This is a genomic window from Mycobacterium sp. (assembly GCF_035603715.1).
GTDB lineage: Bacteria > Actinomycetota > Actinomycetes > Mycobacteriales > Mycobacteriaceae > Mycobacterium.
Window position 1 is genome coordinate 1 of record NZ_DATNJW010000329.1, and the last position, 18,128, is coordinate 18,128.

Annotated in this window: 14 protein-coding genes, 2 pseudogenes and 1 riboswitch; of the genes and pseudogenes, 6 read left to right on the forward strand and 10 right to left on the reverse strand. The window is 65.3% G+C overall.

Features of this window, described 5'->3' with window-relative positions:
* Both treS and VN856_RS13580 read right to left on the reverse strand, forming a co-directional pair.
* Positions 1–1,308, reverse strand: a 1,308-nt coding sequence (treS, locus tag VN856_RS13575) for a maltose alpha-D-glucosyltransferase (protein WP_414686949.1), incomplete at its 3' end; no start/stop codon positions are given.
* Between the two features lie 90 nt (positions 1,309–1,398).
* Entirely contained in the window at positions 1,399–2,427 is a 1,029-nt protein-coding gene (locus VN856_RS13580; protein ID WP_325689827.1) for a S1C family serine protease, read from the reverse strand.
* Between the two features lie 225 nt (positions 2,428–2,652).
* Between VN856_RS13580 and VN856_RS13585 the strand changes: the two genes are divergently transcribed.
* The 5 genes from VN856_RS13585 (at position 2,653) to VN856_RS13605 (ending at position 8,264) form a co-directional block, all read left to right on the forward strand.
* Positions 2,653–3,414 carry an SDR family NAD(P)-dependent oxidoreductase gene (locus VN856_RS13585; RefSeq protein WP_325689829.1) on the forward strand — a complete coding sequence of 254 codons (762 nt, stop codon included), beginning with the start codon at positions 2,653–2,655 and terminating at the stop codon, positions 3,412–3,414.
* 28 nt (positions 3,415–3,442) lie between these two features.
* Positions 3,443–3,850 carry a TIGR03668 family PPOX class F420-dependent oxidoreductase gene (locus VN856_RS13590; RefSeq protein ID WP_325689830.1) on the forward strand — a complete coding sequence of 136 codons (408 nt, stop codon included), beginning with the start codon at positions 3,443–3,445 and terminating at the stop codon, positions 3,848–3,850.
* A 111-nt stretch (positions 3,851–3,961) separates the two neighbouring features.
* Entirely contained in the window at positions 3,962–6,121 is a 2,160-nt protein-coding gene (locus VN856_RS13595; protein WP_325689831.1) for an elongation factor G-like protein EF-G2, read from the forward strand.
* Between the two features lie 266 nt (positions 6,122–6,387).
* Complete coding sequence (locus VN856_RS13600; RefSeq protein ID WP_414686951.1) at positions 6,388–7,125, forward strand: L,D-transpeptidase; 738 nt, start codon at positions 6,388–6,390, stop codon at positions 7,123–7,125.
* Between the two features lie 197 nt (positions 7,126–7,322).
* On the forward strand, positions 7,323–8,264 hold the full coding sequence (locus VN856_RS13605) for an NADP-dependent oxidoreductase (protein WP_325689835.1): 942 nt from the start codon (positions 7,323–7,325) through the stop codon (positions 8,262–8,264).
* Between the two features lie 6 nt (positions 8,265–8,270).
* Here VN856_RS13605 and VN856_RS13610 read toward each other — a convergent pair whose 3' ends face one another.
* Positions 8,271–8,597 carry a hypothetical protein gene (locus tag VN856_RS13610; RefSeq protein ID WP_325689837.1) on the reverse strand — a complete coding sequence of 109 codons (327 nt, stop codon included), beginning with the start codon at positions 8,595–8,597 and terminating at the stop codon, positions 8,271–8,273.
* A gap of 255 nt (positions 8,598–8,852) precedes the next feature.
* Positions 8,853–9,025, reverse strand: a riboswitch (M-box (ykoK) riboswitch).
* An 83-nt stretch (positions 9,026–9,108) separates the two neighbouring features.
* Between VN856_RS13610 and VN856_RS13615 the strand changes: the two genes are divergently transcribed.
* Positions 9,109–9,765 carry an O-methyltransferase gene (locus tag VN856_RS13615; RefSeq protein WP_325689839.1) on the forward strand — a complete coding sequence of 219 codons (657 nt, stop codon included), beginning with the start codon at positions 9,109–9,111 and terminating at the stop codon, positions 9,763–9,765.
* 4 nt (positions 9,766–9,769) lie between these two features.
* Here the strand turns inward: VN856_RS13615 and VN856_RS13620 are convergent, their stop codons facing one another.
* From VN856_RS13620 to VN856_RS13650, 7 genes and pseudogenes are all read right to left on the reverse strand, one after another.
* Positions 9,770–11,851 carry an acyltransferase family protein gene (locus VN856_RS13620; protein ID WP_414686952.1) on the reverse strand — a complete coding sequence of 694 codons (2,082 nt, stop codon included), beginning with the start codon at positions 11,849–11,851 and terminating at the stop codon, positions 9,770–9,772.
* 266 nt (positions 11,852–12,117) lie between these two features.
* Positions 12,118–12,281, reverse strand: a pseudogene (locus VN856_RS13625) (CoA transferase); the annotation flags it as partial.
* Between the two features lie 17 nt (positions 12,282–12,298).
* Complete coding sequence (locus VN856_RS13630) at positions 12,299–13,459, reverse strand: NDMA-dependent alcohol dehydrogenase (protein WP_414686950.1); 1,161 nt, start codon at positions 13,457–13,459, stop codon at positions 12,299–12,301.
* Positions 13,456–14,892 carry an aldehyde dehydrogenase family protein gene (locus tag VN856_RS13635; RefSeq protein ID WP_325689841.1) on the reverse strand — a complete coding sequence of 479 codons (1,437 nt, stop codon included), beginning with the start codon at positions 14,890–14,892 and terminating at the stop codon, positions 13,456–13,458. Before VN856_RS13635 ends, VN856_RS13630 begins: the two co-directional genes overlap by 4 nt.
* Before the next feature lie 28 nt (positions 14,893–14,920).
* Entirely contained in the window at positions 14,921–16,633 is a 1,713-nt protein-coding gene (locus VN856_RS13640) for a thiamine pyrophosphate-binding protein (RefSeq protein ID WP_325689843.1), read from the reverse strand.
* Between the two features lie 43 nt (positions 16,634–16,676).
* On the reverse strand, positions 16,677–17,852 hold the full coding sequence (locus tag VN856_RS13645) for a CoA transferase (protein ID WP_325689845.1): 1,176 nt from the start codon (positions 17,850–17,852) through the stop codon (positions 16,677–16,679).
* A pseudogene (locus VN856_RS13650) lies at positions 17,845–18,128 on the reverse strand (short-chain dehydrogenase); the annotation flags it as partial. The pseudogene VN856_RS13650 and the gene VN856_RS13645, both read right to left, overlap by 8 nt.

Genomic DNA, 18,128 nt, shown 5'->3' on the forward strand with positions numbered 1-18,128 from the left:
CGGGGTCCGCACGCCGTCGCGGTCACCCAGCCAGATCACATCGCCCATGCCGATCTCGTCGCCGTAATACAGCACCGGCGAACCGGGTAACGACAACAGCAGCGCGGTGAACAGCTCGATCTGGTTGCGGTCGTTGTCCAGCAGCGGAGCCAGCCTGCGGCGGATCCCGACGTTGGCCTTCATCCGCGGGTCTTTGGCGTACTCGGAGTACATGTAGTCGCGCTCTTCGTCGCTGACCATCTCCAGCGTCAGCTCGTCGTGATTGCGCAGGAAGATCCCCCACTGCGCCATGTCCGGGATCTCCGGCGTCTGCCCCAGAATCTCCGAGATCGGGAATCGCGACTCGCGCCGGACCGCCATGAAGATGCGCGGCATCAGCGGGAAGTGGAACGCCATGTGACACTCGTCGCCGCCGGTGCTGGCATCGCCGAAATACTCGACGACGTCGCCGGGCCACTGGTTGGCTTCGGCCAGCAGCACCCGGCCCGGAAACTCGTCGTCGACGACCTTGCGGACCTTCTTGAGGAATGCGTGGGTCTCGGGCAGGTTCTCGCAGTTGGTGCCCTCCCGCTCGAACAGGTAGGGCACCGCGTCCAGCCGGAACCCGTCGATCCCCAGGTCCAGCCAGAACCGGAGGACATCGATCATCGCCTCCTGAACTGCCGGGTTGTCGTAGTTCAGGTCCGGCTGGTGCGAGAAGAACCGGTGCCAATAGAACTGGCGGCGCACTGGATCGAACGTCCAATTCGACTCTTCGGTGTCGATGAAGATGATTCGGGCGTCGGTGTACTTGTCGCTGGTGTCGCTCCACACGTAGAAGTCGCCGTAGGGGCCGTCGGGGTCGTGGCGCGACTCCTGAAACCACGGGTGCGATTCGGAGGTGTGGTTCATCACCAGATCGGTGATGACGCGGATGCCCCGCTCGTGTGCGGCGTTGAGCAGCGCGACGAAGTCGTCGACGGTGCCGAACTCCGGCAGCACCTTGTAGAAGTCGCGAATGTCGTAGCCGCCGTCACGCAATGGTGAGTCGTAGAACGGCGGCAGCCATATGCAATCGATGCCGAGCCACTGCAAATAGTCCAATCGCTGCAGCAGCCCACGCAGGTCACCGGATCCGTCGGCGTCGCCGTCCAGGAAGGCCCGCACCAGTACCTCGTAGAAGACCGCGTGCTTGAACCAAGTCGGGTCCGCGGGCAGCGACTTGGCTTCGGTGAACTCGTCTGCGTTGGGATGCTCGACGACACCGTCTTCGACGCGGCTTCCCTCTGCGGGATCATGTTCGGACGCGTGTTCTCTGTCCCTGGTCAAGTCCACGACGTTACACGTACCCGGGGTGTGGCATCGAAAACCTTATGCGCCAGACGAATTGAGCACAGCCGCATGAGCTGCGACGTTGGATCAGCCCGGCGGGCCGTCTCCCAATGTCACATTGACTTCCCGTCCGCCCAACCGCACACTGACGCCCTCGCCGGGGTGGTGCTGGTCGAGAATGTTCGTCAGTGCGGTAGCCGAGTTCACCGGCTGGCCGTTGATCGAGGTGATGACATCACCGGGATTGAGACCGGCCCCGGCGGCGGGACCGGTCGGAATCACCTGCCGGACGATGGCGCCTCCGCCACCCGGGGCGTCGTTGACGCCGACACCGAGAAACGCGGTCGGCCCGATGTGCACCGTCGGCGACGAAGCGCCGGACCGGATCTGTCCGGCGATGGCCATCGCCTCGTTGATCGGGATCGCAAAGCCCTGGCCGCGGCCAAGGTGGTAATTCGCCGTTGCGGCGGTATTCAAGCCGATCACCTGGTTGGCGGCGTTGACCGTCGGGCCACCGGAGTCACCCGGGCGGATATTCGCGTTGACCTGGATCAGGCCGTTCAGCGTCTCGGTGCTGCCGGTCAGCGCATCGTTGGCCGACACCGTCTGGCCGAGCGCGCCGATGTGCCCCTCCTCGACGCTCGGCGCCCCGCCGGCACCACCGGCGTTACCCAGCGAAACGACCGGATCACCCACCTTCACCGTGTCGGAATTGCCGATGTTGGCCACCGGCAGGCCGCCTCCGGCCAGTTGCAGCACGGCGATGTCATGTTGGCGGTCGAAACCGATCACCGTCGCCGGGAAGGTCTGGCCATTGGCGATGGATCTCGCGGTGAGGTTGGTCGCGCCGGCGATCACGTGGTTGTTGGTGAGAACCACGCTGGGGTCGATCACGATGCCGGTTCCCGCGCCGATCGCGCTCTGGAAACCAAGCTGGGCGTCGACGTCCACGATTTGCGGACCGACCTGCGCGGCCGCGGTCTGCGCGTCGCGCGGGGCAGGCGTCGTCAGCGGTGACGCGTGCGCGGGCGCCGTCGCCAGGGCCAGGCCCGTCGCCGCCAGCAGACTGAGCAAGCGCAGGGACCCCCGCGGTATGCCGCGGTGCGATCCGCTCATCCCCATTACCTCCTGGTAAGTACCAGCCGAATTCAGCCAGAATGTCGCGAGATTTTGATCTTGACGACACAACTTTGTTCATACAACCGTAGCCTGCGTCACTCGGTCAGGCATATCGACGTCGGGTTCCCCGGTCCCGCCGGAGGTCGATCCACCGGCATATGGCCACGCGGTAGCTTCATAGCTTCGGCTGAACGGCAACTGATGAGCAAAGGTGTCTTCGCAATGGGCGTGCTTGATTCATTTCGGCTCGACGACAAAGTCGTGATCGTGACCGGCGCCTCTTCGGGCCTGGGTGTGTCGTTCGCCCAAGCGTTTGCCGAGGCCGGCGCCGACGTCGTGTTAGGCGCCCGCCGCGTCGACAGGTTGGCCGATACGGCGTCTCTCGTCGAGTCCGGCGGTCGCAAGGCACTGACCATCGCAACCGATGTCAGCGAGCCCGAGCAGTGCCAGGCGCTGGTCGATGCCGCGATGCAGACGTTCGGCCGGGTCGATGTATTGATCAACAACGCCGGCGTCGGGACCGCACACCCGGCGACCCGCGAGACACCCGAGCAATTTCGCTCGGTGATCGACGTCAACCTCAATGGCGCGTACTGGATGGCACAGGCCTGCGGGCGGGTCATGCAGCCCGGAAGCTCGGTGATCAACATCGCCAGCATCCTGGGGATCACCACCGCCGGATTGCCGCAAGCGGCCTACAGCGCAAGTAAGGCCGGCATCATCGGGCTCACCCGGGATCTGGCCCAGCAGTGGGGCGCGCGCAAGGGCATCCGGGTCAACGCTCTCGCTCCGGGATTCTTCAAAACCGAGATGACCGACGAATACAAACCCGGCTACCTGGAGAGCCAGTCGCATCGACTGATCCTGGGCCGATTGGGCGATGGACGCGAGCTCGCGGCCACCGCGGTCTGGCTGGCATCGGCGGCGGGCGGATACGTCACCGGACAGACGATCGTCGTCGACGGCGGCCTCAGCATTACTTAAATCGACTCCGGCACCTAGGCTCGGCGATGTGGTCGAATTCGACCCCCAGGCCCGCTTCGCAGCCTCACCGGTCGCCCGGTTGGCCACCGCCGCCCTCGACGGCCGGCCTCATCTGGTGCCGGTGGTATTCGCCCTGCACGACGACGTCATCTATACGGCCGTCGACGCCAAGCCCAAGACGACCCAACGGCTGCGCCGGCTCGCCAACATCGAGCGCAACCCGCAGGTGAGCCTGCTGGTCGACCACTACGCCGACGACTGGACGCAGTTGTGGTGGGTCCGCGCCGACGGTGTTGCCGCGATCCATCACGACGGCGACACCATGAACGTCGGCTGCGATCTCCTCCGCGCGAAATACGTCCAATACCAATCGGTTTCGCTGGACGGCCCAGTGATCGCCGTCGCAGTCCAGCGCTGGAGCAGCTGGCACGCCTGAGCCGGCCGCCTCTCCTGATTCCCGTCACCGCCCGTTCACCCTTGTTTTGCACGGACGCTAGGAGAAAAGTGACGTGCATCACGATGACGGGGGACGCGAGGGAGTGACGTCATGGCAGACAAGTCCCACAGTCTGAACGGCGCAGGAGCCGCTCCGGCCGTAGACGATCCGGCCGCCGTCCGGAACGTGGTCTTGGTAGGCCCGTCCGGCGGCGGCAAGACCACATTGGTCGACGCGCTTCTTGTCGCGTCCGGCGTGTTGTCGAGACCCGGCTGTATCGCTGACGGCACCACGGTCTGCGATCACGACGAGGCCGAGATCCGCCAGCAGCGTTCGGTCAGTCTCGCGTTGGCGTCGCTGTCGCACGACGGCGTCAAGGTCAATCTCGTCGACACCCCCGGCTACGCCGACTTCGTCGGCGAATTGCGGGCCGGGTTGCGCGCCGCGGACTGCGCGTTGTTCGTGATCGCGGCCAACGAGGACGTCGACGAGCCGACGAAGTCGCTGTGGCAGGAGTGCAATCAGGTCGGCATGCCCCGGGCCGTGGTGATCACCAAACTCGACCACGCCAGGGCCAACTACCAGAATGCGCTCGCGGCAGCACAGAATGCGTTCGGCGACAAGGTTTTGCCGCTCTATCTCCCTACCGGTGACGGCGTGATCGGCCTGTTGTCGCAGACGCACTACGAGTACGCGAACGGCAAACGCACCACCCATGCGCCGGATGCCTCCTACGCCGATCAGATCGAGGAAACCCGCGGCACGTTGATCGAGGGAATCATCGAGGAGTCCGAGGACGAGTCGCTGATGGAGCGGTACCTGGGCGGTGAAAAGATCGACGAAGCGGTGCTGATCGACGATCTGGAGAAGGCAGTCGCGCGCGGCTCGTTCTTTCCGGTGATTCCGGTGTGTAGCGGCACCGGCGTCGGCACCCTGGAGTTGCTCGAGGTCGCCACCCGCGGGTTCCCGTCCCCGGCGGAACACCCACTGCCCGAGGTGTTTACGGCGCAAGGCGCCGCGTTCACGAAGGTGACCTGCGGCTCCGACTCGCCACTGCTGGCCGAGGTGGTGAAGACGACGTCGGACCCCTATGTCGGCAGGCTCAGCCTGGTCCGGGTGTTCTCCGGGACCATCAGGCCCGACACGACCGTTCATGTGTCGGGCCATTTTTCGTCGTTCTTCGGCTCGGCAGACGACGCCGGCCCCGATTCTCTGGCCGGCCACGTGGACCACGACGAGGACGAACGCATCGGTGCGCTGTCCTTCCCGCTGGGCAAGCAGCAGCGGCCGGCATCGATGGTGCTGCCCGGCGACATGTGCGCCATCGGGCGTCTGAGCCGGGCCGAAACCGGAGACACCCTCTCCGACAAGGCTCAGCCGTTGGTGCTCAAGCCGTGGATGATGCCGGAATCGTTGCTGCCGGTGGCGATTCAGGCACATGCCAAGACCGACGAGGACAAGCTGTCGGTCGGGCTTGGACGATTGGCCGCCGAGGACCCGACACTGCGGATCGAGCAGAACCCGGAGACGCATCAGATCGTGCTGTGGTGCATGGGCGAAGCACATGCCGGTGTGGTGCTGGACGCACTGGCCAACCGGTACAGCGTCACCGTGGATACCGTCGAGCTGCGGGTGCCGCTGCGAGAAACGTTTGGCAGCAAGGCGAAAGGCCACGGTCGGCACGTCAAGCAATCCGGTGGTCACGGTCAGTACGCGGTCTGTGACATCGAAGTCGAACCGCTGCCCGAAGGTTCCGGATTCGAGTTCTGCGACAAGGTGGTGGGCGGTGCGGTGCCGCGCCAGTTCATCCCGAGCGTCGAGAAGGGCGTGCGAGCTCAGATGGAAAAGGGTGTGCACGCCGGTTATCCCGTCGTCGACATCCGGGTCACCCTGCTCGACGGCAAGGCGCACAGCGTGGATTCCTCGGATTTCGCCTTCCAGATGGCCGGCGCGCTGGCGCTGAAAGAAGCCGCGGCCGCGGCGAAACCGGCACTGCTCGAGCCGATCGACGAGGTCTCCGTGCTGATACCCGATGACCTCGTCGGCGCCGTGATGAGCGACTTGTCCGGGCGTCGCGGCCGGGTGCTGGGAACGGACACTGCCGGTAACGACCGCACATTGGTGAAATCCGAAGTCCCACAGGTTGAGTTGACCCGTTACGCAATCGATTTACGCTCGCTCTCTCACGGAGCGGCGTCGTTCACCCGCACCTTCGCCCGGTACGAACCGATGCCAGAATCCGCTGCGGCGCGGGTGAAGTCCGCGGGCTGACGCCCCGCGGCGCACACAGCCAACGCATAGCCGGTGCAATTTCCGCTTGCCATATCGTGGCCAGCGTAGGACTTCGATATCACCCGCTAGGGCATATTTGGTGTGTGAGCAGCAGCGATAGTTGCAAAGTGCGTATAACGATCGCGACTTACGCAACTAATAATCTGTTTGCTGAGCGCCAGATAGGGCATATTGGAGCTAGGGAATGCGAGCACTTCGGGCTTGCATCGTCTCGGAGGGTGGGAACCGTGGTGAGAGCGATTCGAATGGGATGGCTTGCGGCCCTGACCGCAATGCTGGCCGTGGCGGGATCGGCGGCCACGGGCACGGCGGCGATCGCACCGCCAAACCAGGCCGCAGGCGTGGCGTCGATCCAGCCGGCCAACGGCGCCGTGGTTGGCGTCGCCCACCCGGTGATTGTCACGTTCACCGCCCCGGTCACGAACCGCCGGGCCGCCGAGCGCGCAATCAAGATCACCGCGCCGAACCACATCACCGGGCGGTTCGACTGGATCGACACCAACACCGTCCAGTGGAAGCCGGATGGTTACTGGCCGGCCCACACCCACGTCGGCGTCGAAGTGCACGCGCTGTCAACCGGTTTCGACACCGGTGATCAGGTGGTGGGCGTGGCCAGCATCTCCGCGCACACGTTCACCGTCAGCCAGAATGGCGAGGTGCTGCGCACGATGCCGGCGTCGATGGGCAAGCCCAGTCGTCCGACACCGATGGGAAATTTCGCTGCGCTGTCCAAAGAGCGCACGGTCGTGATGGACTCGCGGACGATCGGGATCCCCCTCGAGTCGTCGGATGGATACAAGATCACCGCGTCGTACGCGGTCCGGGTCACCTGGAGCGGCGTTTACGTGCACTCGGCCCCGTGGTCGGTGGACTCTCAGGGCTATTCGAACGTCAGCCATGGCTGCATCAACCTCAGCCCGGACAACGCCGCGTGGTACTTCGACACCGTCCACATCGGGGACCCCATCAACGTGGTGTCCTGATCCCGATATCTGCAGCGGCGTACGTCGCTGTGACGGCGGTCACACCGCCATGTCGGAAGACATCACCGGGCTGCCTCTGTTGCGCGTAGGAGAAGGCTGTAACGCATGAGCGATCGACCCCATGCATCTAAGCTCGGTCGCTTGCTGAAAGTCGCTGCAGCCGAGAATGTTTCGCAACGACGAGCAGGGAGATCAGCATGGTAGCCGCACAAGCGCGAGCGGTCCGGTTCGACCGTTACGGCGGGCGCGAGGAGTTGTATGTGGCCGACATCGATCGGCCGTCGCCGGGTGCCGGCGAGGTGCTGGTCGAGGTTCGCGCCGCCGGCATCAACCCCGGTGAGATCGGCATCCGCAGCGGGGCATTGCACGAACGTTTCCCCGCCACCTTCCCGTCCGGCGAGGGCAGCGACCTGGCCGGCGTCGTCCTCGAGGTCGGAGACGGTGTCAGCGATTTCGCCGTCGGCGACGAGGTGCTGGGTTTCAGCTTCCAGCGGTCGAGCCACGCCACCCATGCGAAAGTCCCGGTCGACCAGTTGATCCACAAACCGACCGAGTTGAGTTGGGAGGTAGCGGGTTCGCTGTACGTCGTGGGCGTCACGGCCTATGCGGCCGTTCGCGCTGTCGCACCCCAACCGGGTGAGACCGTCGCGGTCTCCGCCGCGGCCGGAGGCGTTGGCAGCCTGGTGGTTCAGCTGTTGACGCTGCGCGACGTACGAGTGTTGGGTATCGCATCGTCGGGCAATACGGAGTGGCTCCGCGCGCACGGCGTCGAGCCGGTCGAATACGGCGACGGGTTGGCGCAGCGACTGCAAGATGCCGCGCCGGACGGCATCGATGCCTTCATCGACCTGTTCGGACCGGACTATGTGCAGCTGGCGGTCGACCTCGGCGTAGCACCCGAGCGGATCAACACCATCATCTCCTTCGAGAAGGCCGCCGAGGTCGGCGCGAAAAGCGAAGGCAGCGCTGAGGCGTCGACGCCGGCGGTGCTGACCGAGATCGCAGATCTGGTCGCTTCCGGCGCGCTCGACTTCGATGTCGCCGCGACCTACCCGCTCGACCGGGTCGTCGACGCGTTCGCAGAACTCGAGCAACGACACACGCACGGCAAGATCGTTCTGCTGCCTCAGGTTTCGTGATCCTGGTTAGGACGCGGTGGCCCGGCCGGCCCGCCCGCGGTCGTCGTCGACGGCGCTGACCGGGCTCGCCTTCTGGGCGATCCGGCTCCGGTAGTACGACCACGGCTGACGCTCCTCCACCGGAACGCCGACCATCTGGTCAAGCAGGTTGGTGGCCTGCAGGGCATCGGCGAGATGGCGCTGCAGCCTACCCAAATCGCTGAGTGCTTTGAACGTGTCGTCGCCGGCGGTGGTGGGAATGCTGCCGTCCGCGAGGAGTTCCAGCGCACTGAACAGGGCCGCGCGGACGTCGCCGCAGGCCCGATGGATCTGACGCTCGGGGTTGGGACGCATGATGGTCTCCTCAGGGGAAGCCCGACCCATCGCAAGGAGCGAGTCAGCCACCGCCAATTGCAGGTCGGCACAAGAAGAACCGAACTTCGGGGGGGCTCAGGCGGCGGGAAGGCCGCTACCGGATCGGGACGATATGGATTTCAAATATGGATGCGGACTATCGCTCGGACTCATATCGCCCTCACCTCCTCACGGCCAGGACACACGGGGGTGTCACCACAACGCACGCATGACAGGTGGTCGGCGCCTGACGGCGACGCACCCCCATCGTCGGAGCTTCGGCACTGCACGGCGTATCCGGTGGTAAACCGGAAGCCACTTGGGCTCAACCCTTAGGTCGGGAGGAGCTGTCCTGACCCGGGGCGTCTCTCGACGTTCGGGGTCAGTGGCCTGTATCCGTGCAGACGCCTCACCTACCGAGGTGCTTGCCGGTCCATCCTCGCACCACTATCAATGCTCGTCAAACATGGTGGAGACCAATTCTCGCGGCCGCGTGGCTAGGCTCGACGGCATGGCCACCACACTGCAAGATCCTCGAGTCGCCGAAACGCTTGACCGGATGTATAACGAGTCGCGCGAACAGATGTCGTTGCTGCGCGAGAGGCGCCCCAACATGTCCGCGGCCAGAACCGTTCAGGAACGCGCCGACGCCATGAGCGAGTTTTACATTCCCGTGACGCCCGAGTCCGGCCAGCTGTTGTACTCGCTGGTGCGGGCAACCCGTCCGGCGACCGTTGTGGAATTCGGTATGTCGTTTGGTATTTCGGCGCTGCACCTGGCGTCGGCAGTGCGCGACAACGGCACTGGCCGCGTGGTAACGACCGAGATCAGCGACACCAAGATCACCGCCGCCAAGAAGACGTTCGCCGAAACCGGATTGGATGACCTGATCATCGTGCTGGAAGGCGACGCGCTGAGCACGCTCGCGGATCTGGCCGGACCGGTCGACTTCGTCCTGCTCGACGGCTGGAAAGAGCTGTACCTGCCGGTGATCAAGCTGCTCGAGCCGAAACTGTCCCCCGGAGCCCTTGTCATCGCCGACAACACCGAGAGCGCGGACGCACGGTCTTACCTCGACTACGTCCAAAACAGCGAGAACGGCTACGTGAGTTTCAATTTCGCCGTGCGGGAGAGCGACAGCATGGAACTCAGCTGCCACGCGGGGTAACAGCTCACCGCGGTTTCAGCGATTGCTCGAGCCAAGGCGTCAGCCACTGCACGCCTTCCTCTGTCAAGTGCACGCCGTCGCTGCGGACCTGGATGCCGTCGACTTTGGCGGTGTACACGCCTTCAGGACACAGCTTCTTTTTGAAGTCCAGGATCCGCACGTCCGGACGATTGCCAATGGTCTTGCCCAGCATGGCGTTCCATTCGTCTACCCGCTCAGGCTGATCTTCGGGATACAGGCTGCCGTCCGGCCTTTCACCGCGCCTGCTGTACGGCAGGTTCGCGACGGTCAGCGGGGATCCGCTGAAGCTGAGGATGTCCACCGCACGCCGCAGCTCGGCGCTGATGTATGAGTCGAAGGCCGGGTCCCCGATGTGCGTCCACCGTCCCTCATTGACCCGGTCCACGGTCTCCCAGCGGCCGATCACCAGCAGGACGGCATCGGGCTGGTCGACGGCGATCTGCGATGTCCACCGGCCCGGCCATGATTCGCATTCGCTTTTCTGGTCCAGGGTCTGGCCGAGGTAGCTGTACGGGCCGCCGCGCACCAGGCTGCAGCCGATCACGGTGTGGTCGATGAATTGGAACCCGGGGGTCTGCGGCAGGAAGTGCATCATCGTCCAGCCGATCGAGTCGCCGAACACCGAGACCGTGAACGGCCGCCGCGGGTCTCGCTTAGCGACGGCCCCTGCGGGCCGCACTCCCTGAGGAGGCGACGACGACACGACCGCGACCGGCGACACACCGGGCGGAAGGCTGGCGTCGAGCGCGCTGACGCCGGGCTTGTGCACGACCGGAACCACCAGCAGCGTGATCGCCGCGGCGCTCGCCGCGGTCGCCCCGGCCAGCGGGAGCAGCGGCACCCGCACGGGTCGCCACCTGCGCACCGGCTGCTCGATCGCCCACCATGACACCACCGAGACCGCGAGCGTGGCGGCGCACCGGACCGCGAACAACGAGAGCCCGTGCCATCCGGTTCGCTGACCGTTGAGCACCAGAAAGACCGGCCAATGCCACAGGTAGACGCCGTAGGAGATGCTGCCCAGCCAGGCCAGCGGACCCCAGGCCAGCACGGTGGCGACGGGCCCGCGCTGATCCAATGCCACCGGGGCGATCACCAACACCGCCGCGACGGCGACCACGATCAACAGGCCGCTGCGGAATTCGCCGGCGCTGCCGGTGGCGTAGTGAACGGCCGCCCCCAGCAACGCCAGGCCGACCACCGGAAGCACCCTGGCGGCCCACCTGCCCCACCGCGAACGAATCAGCGACCACCCGCGATTCAGCGACTCCCAATCGCCGACCAGCAACGCCGACGCCGCGGCACCCACCAGCAGCGCCTGGGCGCGGGTGTCGGTGCCGAAGTAGACCCGATCGCGCGTCGCATCGGAGGCGAGCAGGATGGCGGCCACGGCAGAGCCCAGCGCTCCCAGCGTGGCCAGCAGGAACACCGTCAAGCGGACGCCGCCGAGGGTGGCCCGTCTGTTCTGACGACGCGCTCGTGCCGCCAGAACCACGGCCACTGCGACAAGCACCAGCGGCCAGACGATGTAGTACTGCTCCTCCACGCCGAGTGACCAGGCGTGCTGCAGTGGGGATGGGGGCGCACCCTGGGCGAAGTAACCGGTCTTGTCGGAGACGAACATCCAGTTCGCCACCCAGAAGAAGGCGGCGACGGCGTCGTCGCGCAAACCCAGGATCGCTTCGGGTGAGAACAACTGACGCCCGACGGCGACGGTAAGCACCATCAACACCAGCGCCGGCAGCAACCGGCGGGCCCGACGAATCCAGAAGTTCCCCAGGTCGACGCGGCCGCTGCGGCCCAACTCGTCCAACAGCAGCGAGGTGATCAGGAAACCACTCAGCACGAAAAACACGTCGACGCCGAGGAACCCGCCTGCCATACCGGGGATGCCGCCGTGGTCGGCCAGCACCAGCGCGACCGCGACCGCACGCACGCCATCCAGCGCACGAATGCCCGGACGGCGCTCTGGACGGTCAGTGTCGTCGCGCGCCCTGCGGGTGGGCAACCGGCTCGCCGGCGGCGCGGCGACCCAGCGGGGCTTCCCAGCAGAATGAACCGGCACGGGGTACGCCCCGGCCGGTTCCATGTTCACCTCTCCAGCACACCGACCGGTTTCCTGGTCGGTGGCTTTGTTGCCGCCGATACTCGGGTGCCCCTCCCTGCTGATGCAGGCGTCAGTTTAGGTCCGGGCAGACCGCATCAGCGGCAGACACGGCGCGGCGGCAACCGAAATATGCTGGCGCGCGGCAACTCCGCGTGCGGCAAGAGAATTGGTTCTACGCCGAGCCTTGGGCGGCCTCGGCACCGAGCCCGAGTTCGGCTCGAACGGGGGTCGAACATGGCACCGTTGGCATGCCCGACCGAGATGAACGATGCCATGGTTTCGAACATCGCGACTTCTACTTGTTGACCATTCACCGGTATTTCCCAGCGAAGTGGCGCCATCATGCTGGCGTACACGCGGCCAGACCAGCGACCGGGTCCGCCATGACGGCCGCCCGCATGGTTGCTAGCTGCCGGCGAAATCGATGATTCCGCGAATGTTGCGGCCCTCGCGCAGATCCGCGAACGCTTCGTTGATCTGGTCGAGTTGGTAGTGCTTGGTGACCAGTTCGTCGAGCTTCAAAGCGCCCGCCTGATACAACGACAACAGCATCGGCACGCTCGTGCGCGGATTCATTCCGCCGTAGAGCGCTCCTCTGAGTTGCTTGGCCGACAGCGTCATCTCCTGCAGGACCATCGGCACCGGAGGCTCGGTGTAGGGGGTGATCCCGGTGAGCACGCAGATGCCGCCTTTGCGAAGCAACGCCATCGCCAATGGGATCAAGTCCACGTGCACGACGCCGGGGCAGATGACGACGCGATCGGCCATCAGGCCGTCGGTGATCTCCCTCACCAGCGGCACCGCTTCCTCAGCGGATGCCACGCTGTGCGTGGCACCGAAGATTTTTGCTGAATCCCGCTTCGACTCAACCGGATCCACCGCGACGACGTATTTGGCGCCGACGGCGCGCGCCCCCTGCAGGGCGTTCATCCCGACGCCACCGGCGCCGATGACGACCACGGTGTCGCCGGGTTCGGTGCCTGCCGACACCGTCGCGGAGCCCCAGCCGGTACTGACGCCGCACGACACCAGCGAGGCGGCGTGGAACGGAATCGCTTCGTCGATCTTGATCACGGACCGTTCCGATAACACCGCATATTCAGCGAAGGTGCCGAGTTGTCCATAGGCCAGGAGGTTTTCGTCGCCGAGATGCCGGCGACACGTTCCGTCAGTCGGCATTTCCCGGACGAACAAGCTGGCGCCGACGTCGCAGATGTAGCTCTGGCCGTCGACGCAAAACCGACAACTGCCGCACGCGGGGATGAATGACAGCGCAACGTGGTCTCCGGGCTGCACCGCCGTCACCCCCGGACCGACCTCCGCGACAACACCGGCTCCCTCGTGACCGCCAAGCAGCGGGAACCAGTCCGGCGCGGGCTGACCGCTCGCGGCCAGCACTTCGGGAGTTGGCACCACGTCGCCGGTGAACAGGTGGTCGTCGGAGTGGCAGACCCCGGCGACGGCCATCCGCACCAGGACCTCACCGGCACGGGGCGGATCGAGATCGATTTCGTCGATCTCCCAGTCCATGCCGACCCCGCGAATCACGGCGGCCCGACATTTCATTGCGCGGCCTTGTCCGGCGCGAAGCCCAATACGCTTTTTACTTCCAAATACTCGTGGAACCCGAACTCGCTCCACTCCCGACCATTGCCGCTGCGCTTGTAGCCGCCGAATGGCGTACTCATGTCGAATGCGTGATTGATGGTCACCCAGCCCGCCCGGATCCTGCGAGCAATCTGACGCGCCGTGTCGAGGTCGGCCCCGGAAACAAAGCCGGCAAGGCCGTACTCGGTGTCGTTGGCGATCTCGATGGCGTGGTCGATGTCGTCGTAGCCGAGGATGCACAGCACCGGCCCGAAGATCTCTTCGCGTGCAATCGTCATGTCGTTTGTGACATGGGCGAACACGGTCGGCTTGACGTAGTAACCCTTGTCCAAATCCGCGGGCCGGCCCGGACCTCCCACGACCACGGTCGCGCCCTCGTCGACGCCCTTCTGGATCAGGCGCTGGACCTTGTCGAACTGCGCCCTCGAGGCCACCGGCCCGATCGTGGTCCCGGCGTCCGGCCGGCCCACCGTGACCTGCTCGGCCGCCTCGCGCGCGATGGAAATCGCTTCGGCCATACGGGAATTCGGAACCAGCATGCGTGTCGGCGCGTTACAGCTCTGCCCGGAGTTCGGCATCATGTTGGCCACGCCGGCGCTGACGCTCTCGGCAAAGCCGCTGTCGTCGAGGACGATGTTGGGGCTCTTGCCGCCGAGTTCCTGGGTCACCCGCTTCACGGTCGGGGCGGCGAGCTTGGCCACCTCGACGCCGGCGCGGGTTGAGCCCGTGAACGACACCATGTCGATGTCGGGATGGCTCGCCAGGGCCACGCCCACGCCCGCGCCGTCGCCGTTGACGAGGTTGAACACCCCGGGCGGCACGCCCGCGGCATCCAGGATCTCGGCGAAGATATAGGCCGAAAACGGGGCCACCTCGGAGGGTTTGAGGACGGCGGTGCAGCCGGTGGCCAACGCCGGGTAGACCTTCACGGCGATCTGGTTGATCGGCCAGTTCCACGGAGTGATCAGCCCGCAGACACCGATGGGCTCCTTGGCGATCAGGCTCTCGCCCTTGTGTTCCTCGAACGAGAAGTTCTTCAGCACGTCGATCGCCTTGGCCAGGTGTCCGATGCCGAGGAAAACCTGCGGCCCCGAGGCCAGCGACGCCGGCGCGCCGATTTCGTCGGTGACCGCCGCGGCGAGGTCGTCCGCGCGCTTTTGGTATTCGGCGAGGATGGCCTGCAACAGATCTAGGCGCTCTTCGCGGGTGGTCCGCGACCAGCCGGCGAACGCTCGGCGGGCAGCTTTGACGGCCACGTCGACGTCGGCCGCCGAGCCCAGCGAGATCTTCCCGGACACCTGCTCGGTTGCCGGGTTCTCCACGTCGAAAGCATTGGGCTGCAACGGGTCGACCCATTGTCCGTCGATGTAGAACTTCAAGTATTCACGCATAGCCTGCACTCTTCCTTAGTCGTGGCGCTCACTGGGTGCCTTCGGCATACCAAGTGCGGAATCGGTCGTATTTAGGCATCTCCTCGGAGTTGGCCTTCGGGTCGATGCACACGTGCACCACACCGACTTTGCCGCTGGCGTAGGCGCGGGCGATGGCCGGTCCGATCTCGTCTTCCTTCTCGACGTACTCGCCGTGGCAGCCGAAGCCCTCCGCGACCTTGTCCATCCGCACGTCCTTGCTCCAGTGCACGCCGGGTTGCGGCGACGGCTGCTCGAACGTGCGCTTGTACACGCCCACTTCGAGACCCCACTGATGGTCGACACCCACTACGCATACCAGCGGAAGCTGCAGGCGCGCGGCGGTTTCCAATTCAGCGATGTGGAAGAGAAACGCCGAGTCACTGGTCAGCAGCATCACCGGCCGCTTACCACCCTCGGCGACCGATGCCCCGACTGCGTACGGCAATCCGGTTCCGAGGTGGCCGAAGTTCTGGTTCCAGATGACGTCCCGCGGCTTGGACTGCGAGTAGGTCCACTGGAAGATGACGGTCGCGCCGCCATCGCGGACCAGGATGCCGTCCTCGAGGTCGTTGAACGCCTTCGTGGCCTCAACCACATAGCGCGCCGGGTGAATCGGCGAACGTCCCGACGGCGCACTCACGGCAAGCTGCGCGAGTTCCTCGGCGTCGGCGTTGACCAACTTCTCCAGGTTGGCGGACGGGGTGCGCGGCGTATCCCGAAGCGCGTCGACCAGCTGCGGCACGACGCCGCGCAAATCGCCCACAAGCGGCACGTCGAACTGGCGGTTGACGCCGATGGCGGCGGGGTCCTGCTCGACATACACCCACTTGCGATTCGCATCGTTGTCTGCCCAATGCTGGGTCCGGCCGTAGTGCATGGGCTCACCTAGTTCGGTTCCCAGCGCGACGCACAGGTCGGATTCCTCGACTGCCTCGTTGGCGGCCGGGGAGAACAGGTAAGGGAATGTTCGATCCTGCAGACCCGGGATGTACGACGTACCCCCAGAGGTCTGGATGACCGGGCAGCCCATCAAGTCGGCGAGTTCCTTGACCGCAGGACCGGTGCGCGACGTGTGCACGCCGTGGCCCACCAACAGAATCGGGCTCTTCGCTTCGCGGATCAGCTTCGCGGCTTCAGCGATCTCGGACGCGCCGGCCCCTTGGTTGACGAGTCGATACCGGTTGGGCGGCAACGGATTCGGCACATCGAGCTCCTCGAGGATGACGTGCGAGGGATATTCGATGTAGGCCGGACCGGGTGTTCCGGACATGGCCCGGCGGATCGCCTCGTGGATGATCTCGTCGGTCTGGTCGGCGTATTCGATGGAGGCGCTGTACTTGACCGACGGCGCGACGAGCGGTTCTTGCCGGACGAACTGGATGCGCCCGCGCCGGACCCGGCGTTCGGTGATGCGGGCCCGCTGGCCGCCGAGGAAGATCACCGGCGAGTTTTCCACCATCGCGCACTGGATCGCCCCCGCGATGTTGGCCATGCCCGGGCCGAGCGTGCCAATGCACAGGCCGGGCCTACCCGTCATTCGCGAAGCCGCCTCGGCCATGAAACCCGCGCTCAGTTCGTGATGCGGCGCGACCACCGACCACCCGCGAGCGTCGGCTTCGGCGAACATGTGCACGAAGTTCGGATCCGGGATGCCGAACAGAGTATTCACACCCTCGGCCTCGAACAGGTCGAGGATGCGTTTGTAGACGGGCACGCCCATGATGGAAGCTCCTTCGCTTGCAATCTATTTCGTTGATTAAGCGCTATGCCGAACCCGCGATCGGATTCATGTCGACAGCCAGCCCCAGCTCGCCGAGGACGGCGGCGGTGTCGGCGCCAAGCCCCGGCGCCGGGCCCGCGACGCGTCCTGGTGTCCGCGAGAACCAGGTGGGTACACCTGGGAAGCGCACCGGCCCGTACGGGCTGTCCACCGTCTCGAACAAGCCGACGGCGTTGAGATGTGGATCGTCGAAAAGCGCGCCCGGCGTGTTCAGTGGCGCGGCCGGTATCTCGAGTTCGTGGAGAAGCGCCAACCACTCGGCAGTGGACCGCTCCCTCATCGTCTCGGCCACCAGTCCGTAGACCGTGTCGATCTCGCGGGCGCGCTGTTCCAACGTCGAATACAGCTCGTTGGCCCACGGTGGCTGAACGGCTTTCATGAACGCGTTCCAGTGCTTGTCGTTGTAGATCAGCGCGGCGATGTAGCCGTCGCTGGTGCGATACGGGCGGCGGTTGGGCGCCACGGTGCGCGGATACATCGCCGGCCCCAGCGGGGGGTCGAACAAGGCGCCGTTGGCATGCTCGACGAGCATGAACGAGGCCATGGTCTCGAACATGGCCACCTCGACTTCTTGCCCCTCGCCCGTGCGCTCGCGATGGAACAACGCCATCATCGTTGCGTACAGCGCCGTCAGCCCGGCAATCTTGTCGGCCATGATGGTGCCGACATAATCGGCCTCGCCGGTCAATTGCTGTTGCACCGCCGTCAATCCGCATTCGGCCTGGATGGTGTCGTCATAGGCGGGGCGGTCGTGATCGGGTCCACGTCGCCCGTAGCCGTAGCAATTGGTGTAGACGACAGCAGGATTGATCGCAGCGACCTCGTCGTAGGCGAACCCGAGCTTGGTGATGGCTTTGGCGCGCATCGAGTGGATAAACACGTCGGCGGTCTCAATCAGAGCGCGCAACGCGCACGCCCCGGCATCGGTTTGCAAGTCCAGCACGACGCTGCGCTTGCCACGGTTGACGTTGACGAAAACCCCGCTCATGCCCGGGGCCGGGCCCACCGATATGTATCGGGTGTTATCGCCTTGCGGTGGTTCGACTTTGATCACGTCGGCGCCCATATCGGCCATGATCTGCGTGCAATACGGTCCCATCACCATTGCAGTGAGGTCGATTATCCGCACGCCGGCCAATGGGCCGGTCAGGCTAGCCATTCAGCGCTCCTTGGTCATTTGAGCGGTGAGCCAGCCCGAAGCTGTAGCGGATGTGCTCGTTATGTCCGTCGGGTAGGACCGGAAAAACCAAGGGCGCCTCGACGTTTCGGATTGCGTCGAGATGCACCCCGACGTCCTCGACCGTCCACGATCCGCGGTACACGCCAGGGCTTTCGGCGATCACCGCCCGGGCCACCCGGCCCGCCAGGGCGATGAACATCTCCCCGCTCACCGAACAGGATTCGTGGGCCAGCCAACCCACCACGGGTGCGACCA

Coding starts and splice junctions, on each gene's coding strand:
- VN856_RS13605 (WP_325689835.1), top strand. CDS start 7,323: ATGGTAGCCGCACAAGCGCGAGCGGTCCGGTTCGACCGTTACGGCGGG.
- VN856_RS13610 (WP_325689837.1), bottom strand. CDS start 8,597: ATGCGTCCCAACCCCGAGCGTCAGATCCATCGGGCCTGCGGCGACGTC.
- VN856_RS13615 (WP_325689839.1), top strand. CDS start 9,109: ATGGCCACCACACTGCAAGATCCTCGAGTCGCCGAAACGCTTGACCGG.
- VN856_RS13580 (WP_325689827.1), bottom strand. CDS start 2,427: ATGAGCGGATCGCACCGCGGCATACCGCGGGGGTCCCTGCGCTTGCTC.
- VN856_RS13635 (WP_325689841.1), bottom strand. CDS start 14,892: ATGCGTGAATACTTGAAGTTCTACATCGACGGACAATGGGTCGACCCG.
- VN856_RS13645 (WP_325689845.1), bottom strand. CDS start 17,852: ATGGCTAGCCTGACCGGCCCATTGGCCGGCGTGCGGATAATCGACCTC.
- VN856_RS13585 (WP_325689829.1), top strand. CDS start 2,653: ATGGGCGTGCTTGATTCATTTCGGCTCGACGACAAAGTCGTGATCGTG.
- VN856_RS13600 (WP_414686951.1), top strand. CDS start 6,388: ATGGGATGGCTTGCGGCCCTGACCGCAATGCTGGCCGTGGCGGGATCG.
- VN856_RS13595 (WP_325689831.1), top strand. CDS start 3,962: ATGGCAGACAAGTCCCACAGTCTGAACGGCGCAGGAGCCGCTCCGGCC.
- VN856_RS13630 (WP_414686950.1), bottom strand. CDS start 13,459: ATGAAATGTCGGGCCGCCGTGATTCGCGGGGTCGGCATGGACTGGGAG.
- VN856_RS13640 (WP_325689843.1), bottom strand. CDS start 16,633: ATGGGCGTGCCCGTCTACAAACGCATCCTCGACCTGTTCGAGGCCGAG.